General features: G+C 54.2%; 18 protein-coding genes and 1 CRISPR repeat array (1 of these 19 only partly in view). Of the genes, 10 read left to right on the top strand and 8 right to left on the bottom strand.

What is annotated here, in order from left to right; genetic code table 11:
- A CRISPR array of direct repeats spans positions 1–443; the repeat unit is 30 nt; unit sequence CTTTCAATTCTCCTACAGTCTTATTGCAAC; it reaches 1,592 nt to the left of the window's first position.
- A 491-nt stretch (positions 444–934) separates the two neighbouring features.
- A complete protein-coding gene (gene trmY, locus E3E37_RS04075) occupies positions 935–1,546 on the top strand; it encodes a tRNA (pseudouridine(54)-N(1))-methyltransferase TrmY (protein WP_167715002.1) in 612 nt (203 codons plus the stop codon).
- Here trmY and E3E37_RS04070 read toward each other — a convergent pair.
- On the bottom strand, positions 1,530–1,976 hold the full coding sequence (locus E3E37_RS04070; RefSeq protein WP_088864715.1) for a single- stranded DNA-binding family protein: 447 nt from the start codon (positions 1,974–1,976) through the stop codon (positions 1,530–1,532). The genes trmY and E3E37_RS04070 overlap by 17 nt on opposite strands.
- 56 nt (positions 1,977–2,032) lie before the next feature.
- On the opposite strand from E3E37_RS04070, the gene E3E37_RS04065 reads away from it, so the two are divergent.
- Positions 2,033–2,716, top strand: a complete 684-nt coding sequence (locus E3E37_RS04065) for an adenylate kinase (protein ID WP_088864714.1) — start codon at positions 2,033–2,035, stop codon at positions 2,714–2,716.
- Here E3E37_RS04065 and E3E37_RS04060 read toward each other — a convergent pair.
- Complete coding sequence (locus tag E3E37_RS04060) at positions 2,670–3,425, bottom strand: hypothetical protein (RefSeq protein WP_167715000.1); 756 nt, start codon at positions 3,423–3,425, stop codon at positions 2,670–2,672. The two genes, E3E37_RS04065 and E3E37_RS04060, sit on opposite strands and share 47 nt — an antisense overlap.
- Positions 3,426–3,488: 63 nt before the next feature.
- Here E3E37_RS04060 and E3E37_RS04055 point away from each other — a divergent pair, with 63 nt between their 5' ends.
- The 4 genes from E3E37_RS04055 to E3E37_RS04040 are packed head-to-tail and all read left to right on the top strand — an operon-like array spanning position 3,489 to position 5,125.
- Positions 3,489–3,770, top strand: coding sequence for a ubiquitin-like small modifier protein 1 (locus E3E37_RS04055; protein WP_088864712.1), 282 nt, complete (start codon positions 3,489–3,491; stop codon positions 3,768–3,770).
- Positions 3,770–4,051: an MTH1187 family thiamine-binding protein gene (locus E3E37_RS04050; RefSeq protein ID WP_088865773.1), complete on the top strand. Its 282-nt coding sequence runs from the start codon at positions 3,770–3,772 to the stop codon at positions 4,049–4,051. Before E3E37_RS04055 ends, E3E37_RS04050 begins: the two co-directional genes overlap by 1 nt.
- Position 4,052: 1 nt before the next feature.
- Positions 4,053–4,724 carry a class I SAM-dependent methyltransferase gene (locus E3E37_RS04045; protein ID WP_167714998.1) on the top strand — a complete coding sequence of 224 codons (672 nt, stop codon included), beginning with the start codon at positions 4,053–4,055 and terminating at the stop codon, positions 4,722–4,724.
- On the top strand, positions 4,721–5,125 hold the full coding sequence (locus tag E3E37_RS04040) for a ParB/RepB/Spo0J family partition protein (protein WP_167714996.1): 405 nt from the start codon (positions 4,721–4,723) through the stop codon (positions 5,123–5,125). The genes E3E37_RS04045 and E3E37_RS04040 overlap by 4 nt, the downstream gene beginning before the upstream one ends.
- Here E3E37_RS04040 and E3E37_RS04035 read toward each other — a convergent pair.
- Positions 5,122–7,986 (bottom strand): peptide transporter, encoded by a 2,865-nt coding sequence (locus E3E37_RS04035; protein ID WP_167714994.1) that lies wholly within the window; start codon positions 7,984–7,986, stop codon positions 5,122–5,124. The two genes, E3E37_RS04040 and E3E37_RS04035, sit on opposite strands and share 4 nt — an antisense overlap.
- Positions 7,987–7,996: 10 nt before the next feature.
- A complete protein-coding gene (gene glmS, locus E3E37_RS04030; RefSeq protein ID WP_167714992.1) occupies positions 7,997–9,805 on the bottom strand; it encodes a glutamine--fructose-6-phosphate transaminase (isomerizing) in 1,809 nt (602 codons plus the stop codon).
- A gap of 162 nt (positions 9,806–9,967) precedes the next feature.
- Here glmS and E3E37_RS04025 point away from each other — a divergent pair, with 162 nt between their 5' ends.
- Positions 9,968–10,171 (top strand): PCNA-inhibitor, encoded by a 204-nt coding sequence (locus E3E37_RS04025; protein WP_088864708.1) that lies wholly within the window; start codon positions 9,968–9,970, stop codon positions 10,169–10,171.
- On the opposite strand, the gene E3E37_RS04020 is transcribed toward E3E37_RS04025, so the two are convergent.
- Positions 10,166–11,308: a methyltransferase domain-containing protein gene (locus E3E37_RS04020; protein WP_371731683.1), complete on the bottom strand. Its 1,143-nt coding sequence runs from the start codon at positions 11,306–11,308 to the stop codon at positions 10,166–10,168. The two genes, E3E37_RS04025 and E3E37_RS04020, sit on opposite strands and share 6 nt — an antisense overlap.
- A gap of 62 nt (positions 11,309–11,370) precedes the next feature.
- Here E3E37_RS04020 and E3E37_RS04015 point away from each other — a divergent pair, with 62 nt between their 5' ends.
- Positions 11,371–12,756, top strand: a complete 1,386-nt coding sequence (locus E3E37_RS04015) for a glycosyltransferase 87 family protein (protein ID WP_167714988.1) — start codon at positions 11,371–11,373, stop codon at positions 12,754–12,756.
- On the opposite strand, the gene rnhB is transcribed toward E3E37_RS04015, so the two are convergent.
- From rnhB to E3E37_RS04000, 3 genes are read right to left on the bottom strand one after another with little or no spacing between them, the layout of a single operon-like run.
- Positions 12,757–13,449 (bottom strand): ribonuclease HII, encoded by a 693-nt coding sequence (gene rnhB, locus E3E37_RS04010; protein WP_167714986.1) that lies wholly within the window; start codon positions 13,447–13,449, stop codon positions 12,757–12,759.
- A 4-nt stretch (positions 13,450–13,453) separates the two neighbouring features.
- Positions 13,454–14,275, bottom strand: a complete 822-nt coding sequence (locus tag E3E37_RS04005; RefSeq protein WP_088864704.1) for a metal ABC transporter permease — start codon at positions 14,273–14,275, stop codon at positions 13,454–13,456.
- On the bottom strand, positions 14,272–15,066 hold the full coding sequence (locus tag E3E37_RS04000; protein ID WP_167715418.1) for a metal ABC transporter ATP-binding protein: 795 nt from the start codon (positions 15,064–15,066) through the stop codon (positions 14,272–14,274). Before E3E37_RS04000 ends, E3E37_RS04005 begins: the two co-directional genes overlap by 4 nt.
- Before the next feature lie 187 nt (positions 15,067–15,253).
- Here E3E37_RS04000 and eif1A point away from each other — a divergent pair, with 187 nt between their 5' ends.
- Entirely contained in the window at positions 15,254–15,619 is a 366-nt protein-coding gene (gene eif1A, locus E3E37_RS03995) for a translation initiation factor eIF-1A (RefSeq protein ID WP_088864702.1), read from the top strand.
- Between the two features lie 20 nt (positions 15,620–15,639).
- Positions 15,640–16,416 (top strand): serine protein kinase RIO, encoded by a 777-nt coding sequence (locus tag E3E37_RS03990; RefSeq protein WP_167715415.1) that lies wholly within the window; start codon positions 15,640–15,642, stop codon positions 16,414–16,416.
- The last annotated feature ends 5 nt before the right edge of the window (positions 16,417–16,421 follow it).

Here is a 16,421-nt window from a genome sequence, read left to right as displayed (position 1 = left end):
TACCCGGCGTCCTCCCTTTCAATTCTCCTACAGTCTTATTGCAACCGCCCTCTGCAATCGCCGCGACGATACCCTTGAACCTTTCAATTCTCCTACAGTCTTATTGCAACCCCCAAATCCCCAGTTCCCCGACGTTCCCCAAAGACGTCTTTCAATTCTCCTACAGTCTTATTGCAACTGGGTTCGTAAGAACTTTGGTCTTGATATCATCGAGCTTTCAATTCTCCTACAGTCTTATTGCAACCCATGCTCCTTGATGCTCATCTCCTCAAGCGTCTTAGCTTTCAATTCTCCTACAGTCTTATTGCAACTGAGACCCAGAAAGACCAGTACACGCTCCTCTACAACTTTCAATTCTCCTACAGTCTTATTGCAACTTTTCGAGAGGGTGGAACGCCCATATTCCTACACCGCTTTCAATTCTCCTACAGTCTTATTGCAACAGGGCGGTTTTTGCTTTCTTTCGCCCAACAGAGAATTAGACGAGCTTCAAATTTATAAGGTTTTCCTCGAAGGTTCGTATTTGCGGACTTTTCTGGGGAGCTGTACGGGGTACAAGAGCCGGCCATTTTTCGTTTACTTTTCGCTGGTGTTTCCTGTATTTTATGTCCCGTCCCTGTTTGTCGCCTTCCAGGGCCAGAATCTGACTGGAATTTGGAGATATTCCCGTTAAATCGCCAGTACTCAGAAAATCTTTATTTTAATCGGGGTTTCGCGAATTTTGGCGGAGGAGCTGTCTAATCCGTGATTTTCGAAAAAATTTCGTTACAAAATCTGACATGAATGAAACTAAGCGTGCGATACTGTGGGAAGGTTACTAAAGACCTTCGGGAGAGTTTGGGCTTTCAATCTATCGCCGCAGTTCTGCTGCATGTACTTTAAGATTCTGCATGGTCTGGTGAACCTTATAAACCAGGTTTCCTCATCCTTAAACATGAGAACCTTCATTGTCAAGGCCAGCAAGGCCCACACAGCTCCGGATTTCAAGCTCAATGACCTCCCCGGCACGAGCGGCAGGATAGACCTTCTCTGCAGGGTTTTGAACTCGGCGTTCCTCTTGTCTCACGGCTTCAGAAAGAACGTCAGGGTGTGGCTGAGCCTATACGGTCCACCAAATCCGCCCAAGGCCATACGCTTTGAAGGCCAGAAAATGAGGCCAAAAACGCTCAACCCGGACGAGCTCAGCACGGCAAAGCTAATAATACGGGCGCTCAAGGCCGCGGAAAACTTGAGAGAACCGAGCAAAGAAGTTGAAGTCCTGCCGGGTATCTACGTCAGCAACATGACCTTCGAGGACATCGTTAGAAGAACCCTGAAAGGTTCCGCTCTCTACTACCTGCACGAGGAGGGGAAGCCGATAGCGGAGGTCTCCTTCCCTCCCAACGTGGCCTTTGTTCTCGGCGACCACGAGGGCCTTTCTCGGGAGGACGAGGTCTTCCTCTCGGGAATAGCGCAAAAAATAAGCGTCGGAAAAAAGAGCTACCTGGCCTCCCATGTCGTGGCCTACGTCAACATCTTCCTGGATTCCCTCACTCCTCCGCCCTGAGCTTCAAAGAGGTGTGCTCCTGCTTGAGCTCCTCCAGCTTTTCCAGTATCTTCTCGCTCGTGTCCCTGAGCTGCAGTGCAAGCTCCTCAAGTTCTTTTATCTGTTCCTCAAGGGCTTTCTCGCGCTCTTCGATTTCTTCCATGGCCCGCGCGAGGTTTTCCTCCTCGCTCTTTCTGTAGACTTCGATATTCATTCCGTTATAGTCCCATACTATGGTTCCATCTTCAATCCTGAAGGGCACGGTTATCCTGATGACGTCGCTCTTCTCAACGCCCAGCTCCTGGAGCCTCTCGAAGATTCTCTGGTTCAGCTCTCCGGCCGCCCTCACGACCTCCCTCGGCTCGACTTTCTTCCGCGTCAGCGCGAAGAGGACTCTCCTTACCTTGTACGCATAGCCAGAGGCACGAACGAATCCCGTACTCAGCCTCATGGCCATCACCATAAGTGTTTTATCCGTTGAGAAATAAATAACTAACGGTGAGAAAAATGAACATCCTCATATTTGGACCACCCGGAAGCGGCAAGTCAACCCACTCCAGGACAATAACGGAGCGCTACGGTCTGACGTACGTATCCTCCGGCGACATGATACGGGCCGAGATAGAGAGGGGAAGTTCCCTCGGCAGGGAACTGCAGAGGTACCTCGCACGTGGGGAGCTGATACCTGATACCGTCGTTAACACACTGATAATCTCAAGGCTGAGACGCGACAGGAGGAACTTCATCATAGACGGCTATCCACGAACCGCAGAACAGGTTCTGGCCCTGGAGAACTACCTCTATGACCACGGCATGAGCATAGACGTTGCCATAGAGATATCAATATCCAAGGAGGAGAGCATCGAGAGAATCTCGGGGAGAAGGATATGTTCAAAATGTGGTGCCGTGTACCACCTGAGATACAGGCCACCAAAAGTTCCGGGAAGATGTGACATCTGTGGGGGAAAACTGGTGCAGAGGGAGGACGACCGGCCGGAGATAGTTGCAAGACGCTATGACCTCTACGTGCGGAACATGGAGCCAATCATCAAGTTTTACAAGAAGCAGGGCGTGTACGTTAGAATAGACGGGCACGGGAGCATAAGCGAGGTGTGGGAGAGGATAAGGCCCCTCCTGGACTACATCAGGAACCGGGAGTCTCCTTCCCCAGGAGGTTCATCAGCTCCCTGACTTCGTCACTTTCTGCCAGTTCTTCAGCTTCCTTCTCAATCTCGATCTTTCTCCGTAGTATCGACGCGAGGGTCTTGTCCTCTGGGTCGAGTATTTTAATCTCGACGGGAATGACCCTTTTTGTCAGGGTTTTGAGGTAGGTTCTCGTTTTGTGCCGTAGCTTCTTTTCGAGTTCAACCTTTTCTTCGGGAGGTATCACATGTTCCATTTTAAGGACTATGGTGAGTATATGGGGCTCTTCAATGGGTACCGTCACGGCAAGGGCGGAGAAGCGCACGTTCCACTCACGCAGGGTTATCATGAGACCCTTTCCAAGGCGCTCCAGCACATCTCTCATATCATCGGGGCCGTTGACTACGAGCCTGGCGGCGCTCTCGGGCTGCTCATGGGGGTGTTCATCAACCACCTTGAAACCGGATATTGAAAACCTCACCCCATAAACCTTTCCGAATGTCTCCGTGGCATCGGAGGCAAGTTTTTCTAAGAGGCCGTAGACGAAGGGATCCACCTCCATGGACAGGAACCGCTGGAGTCCCCTGACTTTCAGGAAGAATATGAGGTTCAGAACCCTGTCTTCCGGCTGGACGAAGACTGTGAGCTCCTCCAGCGATGCCCCAAAGGCCTCCACAGCCTCTTTAATCCTCCCCGCGAACAGTTTGTCAATGATTGGGTAGTATTCCGGTGGATTAACCGTCAGCAATTTCAACACTCCGTTACTAAATACGACGAAATCACTTTAAGGGTTTTCCATACAGAGATATTTGGTGGTTCCATGAGGGTTAAGTTCTACGCCACGTTTAGGGAGCTGGTGGGGAGAAAAGAGGTGGAAGTTCACGGTGTAAAAACCGTACGCGAGCTCATTGAGTACCTCTCGGAGCACTACAGCCCCGACATTAAAAAACAGCTCCTTGAAACGGAGCGCGTTGATGAAAACAAGCCGGTCGATGGAATGATACTCGTCAACGGTCACAACGTCCTTCATCTGAACGGTCTGGACACGGAGCTTCACGAGGATGACGAGGTGCACATATTCCCTCCCGCGGGGGGAGGATGATGGCGGTTGCCGAGCTGTGTCTGTTCCCTCTGGGGACGAAAACGCCGAGCGTGGGAAAGTACCTAGAACCCGTGCTGGAGGTCATCCGGACGAGCGGCCTCAAGTACAAGCTCTGTCCGATGGGAACTGTGGTCGAGGGTTCCGTAGAGGAAATCCTTGACCTCGTGAAGGCCTGCCACGAGGCCATTTTCCGGGCTGGAGCCGAGAGGGTCGTTATAAGCCTGAGGATAGATGACAGGACGGACAAGCCGCTGACCATAGAGGGCAAGATGAGGGTGTGAGATGGCAGAGTACTTCGACAGGATTGCCGGCAGGTACGACGAGTGGTACCGAACGAAGACGGGCAGCTACGTTGACAGGACCGAGAAGTGGCTAGTCTTCTCGATGCTACGGTCGAGGTCTGGGAGGGCGCTCGACCTCGGTTGCGGAACCGGCAACTACACCCTTGAGCTGAAGAAAAGGGGATTCGACGTTATTGGACTCGACGCCAGTGAGGGTATGCTTGAGGTTGCACGCTCGAAGGGACTGGAATGCATAAAGGGCGACGCCTACAGCCTGCCGTTTCCCGACCGGAGCTTTGACCTGGTTTTAAGCGTCACGATGTTCGAGTTCATCCATGAGCCGGAAAAGGTTCTGGCCGAGATAAGCCGCGTCCTGAAACCAGGTGGAGAGGTTCTCATAGCCACGATGAACGGACGGAGTGCATGGTTTTTCTTCAAAAGGCTGAAGAGTCTGTTTGTGGAGACCGCCTATCGCTACGCCCGCTTTTACACCCCAAAGGAGCTGGAGAAACTCCTCGAAAACGCGGGGTTCACTGACATCGAGAGTGCTGGCGTCATATACTTTCCGTCCTTCTGGCCTTTCCATGGTCTGGCTGAGAGTATCGACAGGAGATTTTACAGACGCTGCAGGAACATGGCTGCCTTCATAGCCGTTCGGGGAGTGAAGCCTTGAGAAGGATAAGGTTGATAACGAGGGAGGAAGCCTGGAAGCGGGCGGAAAGGATAAGAAGGGAATACGAGGCGATCTATGGCATTGAATTCAAACTTGAATCGGCGTTTATTCCCCTGGATTGCATTGTCCCGACCCAGGCGGAGCTGAGCGAGGTCAAGCTCTTGGTGGTTCTCCAGGAGATAAAGCACGGCTACGATGCGCCGGTAATAGTCATACCCCACGGGGACCGGTACTACCTCATAGACGGCCACCACAGGGCCTTTGCCCTTAAGAAACTGGGCTTTGGGGAAGTTGAGGCTATCATCCTTGTTCCGGGGAAAAAATTCACACCCGGCGTTGTCAACACCGCTGAAAAAGGGGGATTAAAAAGACTCGAAGATGTAAGAATAGTGAGGGATTAGCCCTCCCAGATCACGTACTCCTTCTTTGCAATGAAGATTGGCTCTACCCTCTTCCTGACCACTACAACCTTGTCCTCTCCGTACTTCTGATAGAGCCTCTGGACATAGCTCTCAAAGACGCCATCGGGCATCGATGCTTGGACGGTGATATGGTTGTCCCCAGCGACAACGCTTATCCCTTCTTTAACCGGCACGTACGTCACTATGTCCTGATGGGGTTCGAGGTAGAACTTCTCCTGGTAGATGTCCTTGCCGTTGGGTGCGACGTAGTAGACTATGCTTGCCCTGAGGTACAGGTCAACTGTGCGCTCCTCCCTGAACGCGGCGGTGAGCTTCAGCTCTCCGCTCTGTCCCTCGTCGAGAACGTAGCTTGGGTTTACCTCCTTTCCGTTGACGTAGACAGGCCCGTCGAGCACCCCAAGGGGACCGTTCTGAGCCAGGACAAAGCGGTAGCTGGTGGCGTTGGGTACCGTCAGGTTCACCTCGATAGGAGTCTCGTTGAGGTGGTTCATGTTGACGCCCTCCGCCAGTACTTCCCTCTTTACAAGCACGCTACCGTTGTAAGCCTCAAAGATGAGGGTGGCGTCCTTGACGTCTCTGCCAAATGCGGATATCCAGAGCCTGAGCCTCTGCTCTCCGAGCGGGAGCTTTCCGCCGCCGAGGGTGCTGTAGAATGCCTTCCATGTCCCGTTCTCAAATTTGTCAATTCTGTACACCGCGAAGGGTCTGAACTCATAGGTTGATACTCCACCGTCGCTGTGCACGGGCTTGAAGTTGGCAAAGAGCTTCTGGGCATCCCAGGGCTCGAAGGAGTACGGGATGTGGAATGCCAGCCTTACGAAGTTGCTGAATGCTATCTTCTGGTACGCCAGAAGTCCGTATCCCTGGAAGACGTAGAGGACGTATGGTATGTCTCCCCTCCCCTGGATTATCCTTCCCTTGGTGAGGTCTATGGTGAAAACCGGCTGATAGGCATACTTTCCTGTGTTGATGTACACAACGATCTTTCCGCTCTCGTTGACGTACTGGATGTACTGGGCGGGAATGAGCTGGAACATCGGGTTCTTCCGGTATTCGCCATAGGTTATCGCACCGCCAAGGTAGCTTATGGCGTTGAACTTGTAGATGTCCTGCTGCCAGACTATGAGGTAGTTCAGCTCCCAGGCCTCGAAGTCCTGCTCACTCTCGTTGCCGTAGTGCGAGAAGAAGTCCGCGACGATGTAGCGCCTGTCGTAGGCGTGACCACCGTCCGTGGCGGAGCGCCGGTGACTGAGCAGGCTGGACTCTATCCAGTAGCCGTAGTCCCACCAGCTGGTGGCGCTGTCGAGCGGGTTGCTGTTCTCCCTGAGCCAGTTAAGTGAGTTCACCCACTCGGACGGAACCGAGCCCTGGCTCTTCGCGGTGTTTGTGGCTATGCTGTTCATGTACTGGGCTCCAATGAGCGGTAACGGCAGGAACAGGAGCATCAGAAGAACGGCGTAAAGGGCTTTGGTGGTTATGCTCTCCTTCATCTCCTCAACGAAGAGGAATATCTCCCCGATGGCAACGCCTGCCAGCAGGAGTATGGCTCCAGATGCCTGGAACACGAAACGAACCGCCAAGAGGAGCAGATAGAGTGAGCCAATGTAGTACGTGACGAGGAATATCTCCTTGTGGCCGGTCAGGTCGTTCCTGGCGAGCTTCCTTACGAATCTCGCGGCAACTATGATGAAGCCCACAGCTGAGAGGATGAAGATTAGCGCGTCCTTGGTCTTGACGCTGTAGTAGGCCTTTATCGTGTTCCAGTCCGTCTTTGCGAGCTCCGCTACCGTCTGGTAGAGGGGATTTGACTGGGTTGCGCTCCCAAGAAACTTGAGGAGATCCTTACCAAAGTAACCGTAAACAGCTAGGACTCCAATGATCGCGATAACCGCAACGGTGCCGAACCTGTGCTTTCTGTCCGAGTAGTTGAGGCCGATCCTCTCTCCGTAGAGCATTATCGCGACTAGAACACTGAGGGCTATGAAGGCCTCGATGGCAAATATCAGGAACCACTTTATGCCGATGAATCCGGTGTATGATAGGGCCAGTCCGAGGATAAGTGAAAGGCCGTAGAGCGGGAAGAAATCCCTGACGAACCCTTTCAGAGCATCAATCTTTCCAAAGATGAAGAACACAACGGCGGTGACGCCCGCAAAGAGCAGCAGTATGCCAACACCGAAGGTGCTTCCCGTCCAGGCGGCCATGTAAAGGATGCTCATCAGCAGGAACAGGGCCCCGGAGAGTACCTTCCTCCAGTTCCACTCCTTCTCGTCGAGATAGATCATCAGGAGGAATACGGCGTAGAGGAAGAACATCATGAAGGGACCTTCACCACGGTTGTTGCCCGAGTAGGTCTTGCTGAAGTTGGCGTAGGAGAACATCATGAATGCCGAGGCCCAGAGGCCGGCCCAGTTTGAGTGTAGCTTCCTTCCAAGGAGGTATACTGCTATGATTGTCATTGCTCCGACGAAGGGTGGCCAGAGCTTGAACGCCCCCAGCGGGTCGTACCCGAATACCGAGACGATTTTGTAGAATACGGCCTGAATGGTGTAGAGGCCGAGGTAACCACCTGCTTTTATTCCCGTGGGTGGATCCGCGTAGGCGAAGTACTTGGGAATCCAGTCGTGAATGGCTATCCTGTACATCTCGTAGTGGAAGAACGTATCCGGGTCAAGGAAGGTCTTGTAGTTTGACGTGACGTTCCTTATCTTAAAGCCAAAGTAAGCCAGTACAAGGACTATCAGCGGGAGACCGTAGGTCTTAAACTTCTGATAGTACTCGGGGAGGGAAGTTTTCTCTCCCTTCTTCTTCCGTTTCTCCTTAACCTTTGTTTTTACCATCCAAACCACCTCACTCAACGGTAACAGACTTGGCCAGATTCCTGGGCTTATCGGGGTCGTTGCCCCGCAAGACAGAGAGATGATACGCGAGTATCTGGAGGGGGACGATGTAAACTATCGGCGTAAGGAGTTCGTCCATCTCAGGCATCTGGACGAAAACGTCCGAGATTCTTCCCAGCTCTTCCCTGTCCCCGATGCTTATTATGAATGCCCCCCTGGCCCTGGACTCCTCGATGTTTGAAACTATTTTGTCGAAGGTCTTTCCGCTGGGTGCTATCGCAACGACAGGAACGCCGTCCTCAAGGAGTGCAAGGGGTCCGTGCTTAAGCTCGCCGGCGCTCAGGCCTTCGGCATGGATGTAGCTTATCTCCTTGAGCTTGAGTGCACCCTCAAGGGCCGTTGGGACGCTTATGCCTCTCCCGATGTAGAAGAAGTCCCTCCTGTCTTTGAGCTCCTCGGCCAGCTCTCTCAGCGATGCCTCATGCCGGAGGGCCCTCTCCACGAGTTCGGGAACAGCGCTGAGCTCCGCCTCCAGTTCATCAAGGTACTCCTGATCAGCGGTTCCGAGAACCCTCGCAAGTTCGATGGCGAGCATCGCGAGAACCGTCAGCTGGGTGGTGTACGTTTTGGTGGCCGCAACGCCTATCTCCGGACCCGCGTGGGTGTAGAGGGTGAAGTCCGCTATCCTGGTCGCCATGCTCCCAACGACGTTGACTATGGCAAGAACCTTCGCCCCTTTCCTCCTGGCCAGTTTCATCGCCGCGAGCGTATCTGCAGTTTCCCCGCTCTGGGTTATCGCTATGACGAGGGTGTTCCCGTCCACCAGCTCTTCAAACTCGTAGCGGAACTCGCTCGCATCCTCGACTATGGGCACCTTCTTGGCGAGTCTCTGGAACAGGTACTTGGCAACCAGACCGGCGTGGTAGGAAGTGCCCATGGCGACTATGAATATCCTGTCGTACTTCGCTATTTCCTCTGCCACCGAGCGGATTATCCCTGCGTTCCCGTGTATGGCGTCCCTTATGGCCCTGGGCTGCTCGTGTATCTCCTTGAGCATGAAGTGGGGGTAGCCCGCTTTCTCGGCCATCTCAAGGGTCCATTCTACCTCTTGGACGGTTTTTTCAACGACCTCCCCGCTGTCAAGACTCTTGACGGTCCACGAGTTTCTCGTGATTATAGCGTACTCCCTATCATCCAGAAACACAACGCGGTTCGTGTACTCAAGGAAGGCAGGAACATCGCTCGCCGCGAAGTTCTCGCCGTCCCCAATGCCCAGCACGAGGGGGCTCTCGTTTCTCACGAAGTACAGCCTGTCAGGTTCTCCGGTGTACACTATGCCGAGGGCAAATGAACCCTTGAGCCTGAGGAGCGCCCTCCTCATGGCCTCCTCAAAGCTCCCACTCGATTTAAGCTCCTCCTCAATGAGATGGGCTATAACCTCGGTGTCCGTATCGCTATCGAAGTGATGCCCCCTCCTGAGGAGTTCCTCCCGGAGCTCGCGGTAGTTCTCGATTATACCGTTGTGAACGAGGGCTATCCTCCCGGTGCAGTCCGTCTGGGGATGGGCGTTGATGTCGTTTGGAATCCCGTGGGTGGCCCAGCGGGTGTGTCCTATTCCCCTCTTTCCGGGCATTTCAAGAAAGCCGAGCTTTTCAGTGAGATCATCTATCCTCCCGGCGCCCTTCCTTATGTAAAGCCTTCCCCCGTCTTCGGTGACTATTCCAGCCGAATCGTACCCTCTATATTCCAGCCTTTTTAGACCCTTTACAATGACCTCGCAGGCTGGTCTGTCCCCGATGTACCCGATTATACCGCACATTACCTTCCACCCGCCTCGCTTACTCTTTCCCTAAATAAATGCCGGAAGTTAAAAGCGTTTCTCAACGGTGGTTTCCCGGACGGTTAATATGGCCTTTGGTTCAACACTCGATGGGAGGATAAAGCCTTTATATCCCCAGGCCTATCCAGTTTGGGTGTGCCGATGAACCGGAAGCTCGACGAGTTCTTGGAGGCTGTCTCGCCGAGGACAGGGGTTGAAGAAACCAATAGTGGGCAGAGGAAAAAGAAGAAGCGCCTGAAATCAACCAGTCTGGAGTCTTTTCTTCCGGAGGAGCATGTGAATTACTTCAAGAGGCTCCGCATAGGGTCCAAGAAGATAAGAAACGCCAGGATAGAGGAGCTATAGCCCCTCCGCTATTATTGCCATCTTCCCGAACTGGAAGACGAAGGCCCTTCTCTCACCCCTCAGGTTCGCCTCGATTCTCTTTCTGACCTTCCAGTATTCTCCCTCTGGCACGCTTATCCTGAGCGTCGCCCTGCCAAAGCCCTCCTTCCTGAGGAAATCGTTTATTCTGACCGGGTGGAAGGGGACGACGCCAGCTATGACATACGTCCTTTTGAGGTATGGGCTTCTGATTTCCTCGTCTCCGGTGGCCAAGACACGCCTCTTCTCACGGAGAAGCATTCTAACATCGGCGCTCAGGATGTGGAAGAGCTCGTTTATCAGGTCTGCATAGTCAACGCTCTGTGGAATCTCATAGAGGTACTCCCCGGGCTTTTCAGCCCACTCGACGATGTTCTCCAGGTCAGGATTGCTTTCGATTCTCCCCCCCGCCGGCAGGATTACCGCGCTCCTCTCGGTTCTCGCCAGGGGTTCAGTGTAGAACGTCAGCCTGTTCAGGGCGCCGAATAGGTCTATGTACTCAAACTCTCCCTTCCAGGGAACCCTCTCGCGCCTCATCTGGGGAGGTAAATCAAAGATGAAAGAATCGGTTTTATTCCTGTATGCCTCGTAAACTTTCAGCGGGCTGGGCAGGAGGTCTTCCAGCCTTCTTTCGGGCATTTCAGGCGGCCTTGCGGGATCTGAAAAGATTACCTCCGCATCCACTCTCCCGACGGTTTCGGGGTCGAGCGAGTCGGCGTTTATGAACTCGATGTTTGCCACGCCGTACTTTTCTGCGTTCCTCCGGGCGAACTCAATCTTCATGGGGTCTATGTCTATCCCGTATGCCCTCTCGACCTTCATGGCGTAGAAGATGAGCTGTATCCCTATCCCGCAGGAGACGTCGGCTATGCTTTTTACGCCGAGCTCACTCAGACGTTCGGCCCGGTACTTGGCCACGACCTCATGGGTGGCGTAGCGGAGGCCTTCCGTGTCCATCCACAGGTCATTCCGGGAGAATTTGTCCCCTGCCCTTATTCTGGCCCTCGCTATCTCCGCTATGAGCCTCCAGTTCTCACCGAGCTTGGCGCGTAGCTTCCGCTCATCGAGGCCCCGCCGTATCATCTCCACCGCGAGTTGAACCTGCTCCTCGGTTATCATCATGTTTCGAACCTCGGGGAGAGGCTTAAAAACGTTGCCGCGCTAATCTACCCGGTGGTAAAATGGACTGGAGACGGGTCCTCTTCATCGCGGTTTCGGCCGTTATACTCATCGGTTCATTCTGGTATCTCTACGATTTTGCCTCCCGTTCCGACCTCAGGGATTACATTGGAGACGAGGTCTGGTACGTTCCAGCCAGCAGAAACGTTCTCCACAGGCTTGGTGTTAGCCTCCATTACGTGAACGAAACGACAAACTCAGCCGGGATAAACGTCATCTTTTCGAACACTAGCGTCAGGATAAAGTACCAGTACGAGGTCGAAAAGATAGCCCTCCGCTACAACGCCACCTACGAGATGGAGTACCTCAAGTTTCCGGGCGTCTACTTTGAGGTACCCTTGGAGAACGTGGATGGGTTCATCGGTGCCCTTTCCTCGGAGATACCGCCCGATGCCTACTACGTCGTCCCCGGCTACAGGTATCCCGACAAGGAGAACATCCAGAACTACCTCAACACGGAGCACCCGTTCCTTGGGAAGGACCTCATAATGCTCGGGATGCTCGTCGAGGACAGACCCATAAACTGGCGCCTGCCGGGTATATTGGCCTTTATCATGATAGGCCTTCTCGTGGTTCTCGCAACCTACAGAATAAGTGGAAGCTATCTCGCGGCGCTTATAGCGCTCATCTTTACGGTTGCCGACCCAACCCTTGAGGCAACCGCCGTAACGGCGATGCTTGACATACATGTGGCACTGTTCGTGACTCTGTTCACCACTCTGCTAATCTACGAAAAGCGTAAGGCTTCGGGCTTTGCCGTTGGCCTCGCCGCGGCCGCAAAGCTCAGCGGTGCCTTTGGGTATCCAATACTCCTGATAAAGGCATTCAGAGATGAAAGAAGGCTGACAAGCTTTTTACTTGCCATTGCAGCCCTTCCTGCCCTCGGTTTTCTCATACCCAACCTCGTGGCCATAAAGGCCGTCGGATTCGAGCAGTGGGTCGACGACATCCTCGGAAGCTTCCGGTGGCACCTCTCGAACAAGGGCGGTCACCCGGCTGCCTCCCCGGTGTGGGAGTGGTTCGTGAACAAGAAGGCCTTTCCATTCCACTACAACCCCAATATCTTCGCCCAGACGGACCCGTTTCTGCTCCTCAGCATGGTTCTCTTCATCCTCTCACTACCCTGGCTCTACAGAAAACGCGGGAAGATATTGATTCCCTTCGGCATCTTCTGGAGCACCGTCGGATTCTTCGTCCTCCAGTACCTCCTCGGCGGAACGACCCAGTTCAGCTTCTATGCCACCGTTCTCGTCCCACCGGCGGCGATAGTCATGGGCATCGCCCTGAAGGAGCTCCTCCGCTGGGAGGCCTTCACCGACTCACTCTGGCTCTACCTCGAATGGCTCCTTGAAATAAAGGACAGAATAAGGCTGAGGCTGGGGAGGTAACTACTCCATAAACATATCCAGGCTGAGCTGTCCCCTTCCCCTCGATTTCTTGGCCTCGACATCAGCCCTCAGCTTTTCCTCAATCTTCCTCAGCGTCTTCCAGCCCCGTCTTACTATCGGGGGAAAATCGCCGTGCTCGCGGTAGTAGCTCTCCAGAAAAGCCCTCGTCCTCGGGTCACTGGGATAACCGCTCCCGATTTCGCCGTACTCCTCCTTAAGCTTCTCTATAGCCCTGTCGCGGGTTACCTTCGCGAGGATTGAGGCGGCCGAGACTGGCACGAACTTGTCGTCGGCCTTGTGCTCTGCCACTATCTCCGCCTCGAAGTTCAGCCTTTTCCCTACCTCCTCGCCGAAGCGGGCCTCTTTGACGTCCGCTGCGTCGATGTAAACGACATCGGGCTTGACTTTGAGCGAGTTTAGGGCCTTGACGAAGTTCTCGACCTCGAACTCGTTGAGCGTGCCCTCGCGGGAGTCAATCTCCTCGGGCAATAATTCAAGAATTACATAATCGTCTAAAACTGCAATTATTTCATCGAAGAGCTTCTCGCGCCTCCTTGGGGTGAGCCTCTTCGAGTCCCTAACACCGAGCTCTTCCAGCTTCGGAACGTTCTTCTCGTCCACTACAATAGCGGCTATGACCATCGGACCTATCACCGGCCCCCTGCCTGCCTCGTCAATTCCAGCGAGCTTCAAGATTTCACCTCCTGAAGAGAAGGGCCCCGTAGATGAGGCCAAGCATTATCGTGGCTATTCCGCTGGGCGGTATGTCCGTGAAGTACGCGAGGATAACCGACGAGAGCTGTATTCCCAGCGTCAGAAAGAGGCTCACGCCAAGAACCTTCCGGATGTCGCTGCTTACCATCAGTGCTATTGCCCCGGGAAGGACCGCGACGACTTGGAGCGTTATCAGGCCGACTGTCTGGACGATTAGAGCCCCAATGGCCCCGACGAGGACGTATAGAATCATCAGGTAGGCCCTCACGTTACCGCCGTAGCTCTCCATACCCTCGGGATCGAAGCTCAGGTAGAGGAAGTCGCGGTAGAGAAAGAGCATGACGAAGAAGAGAAGCGCCCCTCCGAGCACAAGGACTGTAAGGTCGTTCAGGGTTATCAGGAATATCTCGCCGGTGAGGTACGAGATTATGCTCTCGCTGAGCGGGAAGTACGGGCGGCTCTCCATGACCTTGTACAGAACGCCAAAGCCCAGAACCGTTAGTCCCGCAACGAAGCTCGCCACTATCCCCACGGCGGAGTCGGGAGTGAATCCGAGCTTTTCGAGATGCGCTATCAGGAGAACCACCACTATCGTTACGAGGAGAGCGACTGTCATCACAAGTGCCATGTTCTCGAAGAGGAGCCCCAGTATCATCCCAAGGACGGCGCCGAAGAGGAGGGAGTGGAAGATTGCATGGGTGAGGAACGCGAGTCCCTTGGTGTTGATGAGGGGGCTGAGCATTCCAAGAAGGACGCTGACCATTACACTAGCTAAGATAGCTCTGATTAGGTATTCAGGGATCATCTGCCTCCACCCCCGTGCCCGTGCAGATGGACGTCGCCGGTTATGCAGAACAGCTTGTCCTCAACTGGAATCACCCTCGCCAGCGGGCCGTAGACGGACTTGATGACATTGTCCCTCAGAACCTCCTCCGGCTTCCCGAAGGCTATGAGGCGCCTGTTGATCAGCATTACCTTGTCTCCAATCTCCAGGAGGGGGTTTATGTCGTGGGTCGTTATCACCATCGTTATCCCGCGCTCGCGCTTTATCTTTCCGAGAACGTTCGAGACCTCTGCCCTTGCGCTCGGGTCGAGGGCAGACAGGGGCTCATCAAGCAGGAGGAGCTTCGGGTCGCTTATCAGGGCACGGGCGAGAAGGACGCGCTGTTTCTGCCCCCCGCTCAGCTCCCGGAAAAGCTTTCCCTGGACGTTCGAAAGCCCCACGAAGTTCAGGGCGTCTTCAGCCTTTTCGAGGACGTGTCTGGGTATTTTGAAATGGGAAAAACCTCTCTTGTATATCCCGCCCATGGCGACGACTTCAAGGGCCGTGACGGGAACGCGTTCGTTGAGGCTATGGCTCTGGGGCACGTATCCTATGAGCTCCCTCGCCTCGCAGGGGGGCATATCAAAAACCTTAAGCTCTCCGCGGTATTCCCGGTGAAAGCAGGCTATCGTCTTGAGGAGGGTCGTTTTTCCGGCACCGTTGGGGCCGAGGAGGAGCAGAGTCTCCCCCCTCTCCACCTCGAACGTGACCCCCTCCACCGCGGGTACTCCCTCGTACGTTATGGTGAGGTTCTTGGCGGTTATCGCTGCCATGGGCATCTCCGAACTTCAATTTAAACGGTGCGTTTTTAAACTTTCATGTGTCCATACTGGACAGAGATGGGCAATTACTCGAGCGGCGTGCAAAAATTTTAAAAGCACAGACCTGTACTCCAATTAGAAAATTTTTGCAAGGCTCAGGTTTATAAGGGCTCGGGCCTACTCGCTGGAGGTGATTGTCATGGTGTACCACAGGGGTGGAAAAGGTGGAAAGAAAAAGAACCGTGAGGTTCAGGGTGATGAGGTCATCAGGGTCCCTCTACCGAAGAACGGACAGCTCTTCGGGGTGATAGAACAGGCCCTTGGCTCGGGATGGATGGACGTCCGCTGCGAGGACGGAAAAATCAGAAGGTGCAGAATCCCTGGCAAGCTGAAGAGACGCATGTGGATGCGCGTCGGCGACGTCGTCATAGTCCAGCCCTGGCCGGTTCAGACCGACGAGAGGGGCGACATAGTGTACCGCTACACCAGAACCCAGGTTGACTGGCTCCTCAGGAAGGGCAAGATAAGCCAGGACTTCCTCACCGGCGGAGATATGCTCTTCTGAGCGTGCTCTGAGTGATAGCGATGCGCGAGGAGCTCATCGAGAGGGCCATCGAAGACATGCTCGGCCTCAGGGAGAGGCGTGAAAAGGACAGCGAACTCTACAAGATAGCCAACGAGGTCTTTGACAGGACGACGAAGGAAACCCTCGCCTACCTGCATAGGAGGGGCAAAATAGACACTCTCTACGGTGTGATAAGCACGGGAAAGGAGGCCAATGTCTTTGCCGGTGTGGACGCCGAGGGAAGGAGGATAGCCGTCAAGATATACCGCACCTACACAACCGAGTTCAGGCGCATATGGGAGTATCTGGCTGCGGACCCGAGAATCGGATACCTGCCCAAGGATATGCGCAAGCTCGTCTTCGTGTGGACAAGGAGGGAGTTCAAGAACCTCCAGCGGGCGATTAAGTACGCTGTTCGTGTTCCCGAGCCGATAATCTTCCGCAACAACGTCCTGGTGATGGAGTTCATTGGCGACGAAGTGCCCGCCCCCAGGCTCAAGGATGTGGAGCGCGAGCTTGAGCTCAGAGATTTCGAGGAGCTCTACGACTTCACCATAAGGGTCATCGAGAGGCTCTGGAAGCGCGGCGACATGGTGCACGGGGATTTGAGCGAGTACAACATCCTGCTCCACGAGGGGCCGGTGGTCATAGACTGGTCCCAGGCGACGGTGAGGAGGAATCGCATGAGCCTGGAGCTCCTAAAGCGCGACCTGCGTAACGTCATCAATTACTTCGGTAGAAAGGGTGTGGATGTTGATGATTTCGACGATAAGTTCCGTGAGCTGGTTGGTCTTTAGAGGGT

The organism is Thermococcus sp. ES12 (assembly GCF_012027515.1).
GTDB classification, from domain to species: Archaea; Methanobacteriota_B; Thermococci; order Thermococcales; family Thermococcaceae; genus Thermococcus; species Thermococcus barossii.
The sequence above is the reverse complement of the archived record's forward strand: the minus strand, read 5'-3'. Positions and strand labels throughout refer to the sequence as shown.

What these genes read in the sequence shown, in the direction of transcription:
- trmY (WP_167715002.1), top strand. Translation starts at nt 935, where the DNA reads ATGAGAACCTTCATTGTCAAGGCCAGCAAGGCCCACACAGCTCCGGAT.
- E3E37_RS04070 (WP_088864715.1), bottom strand. Translation starts at nt 1,976, where the DNA reads ATGAGGCTGAGTACGGGATTCGTTCGTGCCTCTGGCTATGCGTACAAG.
- E3E37_RS04065 (WP_088864714.1), top strand. Translation starts at nt 2,033, where the DNA reads ATGAACATCCTCATATTTGGACCACCCGGAAGCGGCAAGTCAACCCAC.
- E3E37_RS04055 (WP_088864712.1), top strand. Translation starts at nt 3,489, where the DNA reads ATGAGGGTTAAGTTCTACGCCACGTTTAGGGAGCTGGTGGGGAGAAAA.
- E3E37_RS04050 (WP_088865773.1), top strand. Translation starts at nt 3,770, where the DNA reads ATGGCGGTTGCCGAGCTGTGTCTGTTCCCTCTGGGGACGAAAACGCCG.
- E3E37_RS04045 (WP_167714998.1), top strand. Translation starts at nt 4,053, where the DNA reads ATGGCAGAGTACTTCGACAGGATTGCCGGCAGGTACGACGAGTGGTAC.
- E3E37_RS04035 (WP_167714994.1), bottom strand. Translation starts at nt 7,986, where the DNA reads ATGGTAAAAACAAAGGTTAAGGAGAAACGGAAGAAGAAGGGAGAGAAA.
- glmS (WP_167714992.1), bottom strand. Translation starts at nt 9,805, where the DNA reads ATGTGCGGTATAATCGGGTACATCGGGGACAGACCAGCCTGCGAGGTC.
- E3E37_RS04025 (WP_088864708.1), top strand. Translation starts at nt 9,968, where the DNA reads ATGAACCGGAAGCTCGACGAGTTCTTGGAGGCTGTCTCGCCGAGGACA.
- E3E37_RS04020 (WP_371731683.1), bottom strand. Translation starts at nt 11,308, where the DNA reads ATGATAACCGAGGAGCAGGTTCAACTCGCGGTGGAGATGATACGGCGG.
- E3E37_RS04015 (WP_167714988.1), top strand. Translation starts at nt 11,371, where the DNA reads ATGGACTGGAGACGGGTCCTCTTCATCGCGGTTTCGGCCGTTATACTC.
- E3E37_RS04005 (WP_088864704.1), bottom strand. Translation starts at nt 14,275, where the DNA reads ATGATCCCTGAATACCTAATCAGAGCTATCTTAGCTAGTGTAATGGTC.
- E3E37_RS04000 (WP_167715418.1), bottom strand. Translation starts at nt 15,066, where the DNA reads ATGGCAGCGATAACCGCCAAGAACCTCACCATAACGTACGAGGGAGTA.
- eif1A (WP_088864702.1), top strand. Translation starts at nt 15,254, where the DNA reads ATGGTGTACCACAGGGGTGGAAAAGGTGGAAAGAAAAAGAACCGTGAG.
- E3E37_RS03990 (WP_167715415.1), top strand. Translation starts at nt 15,640, where the DNA reads ATGCGCGAGGAGCTCATCGAGAGGGCCATCGAAGACATGCTCGGCCTC.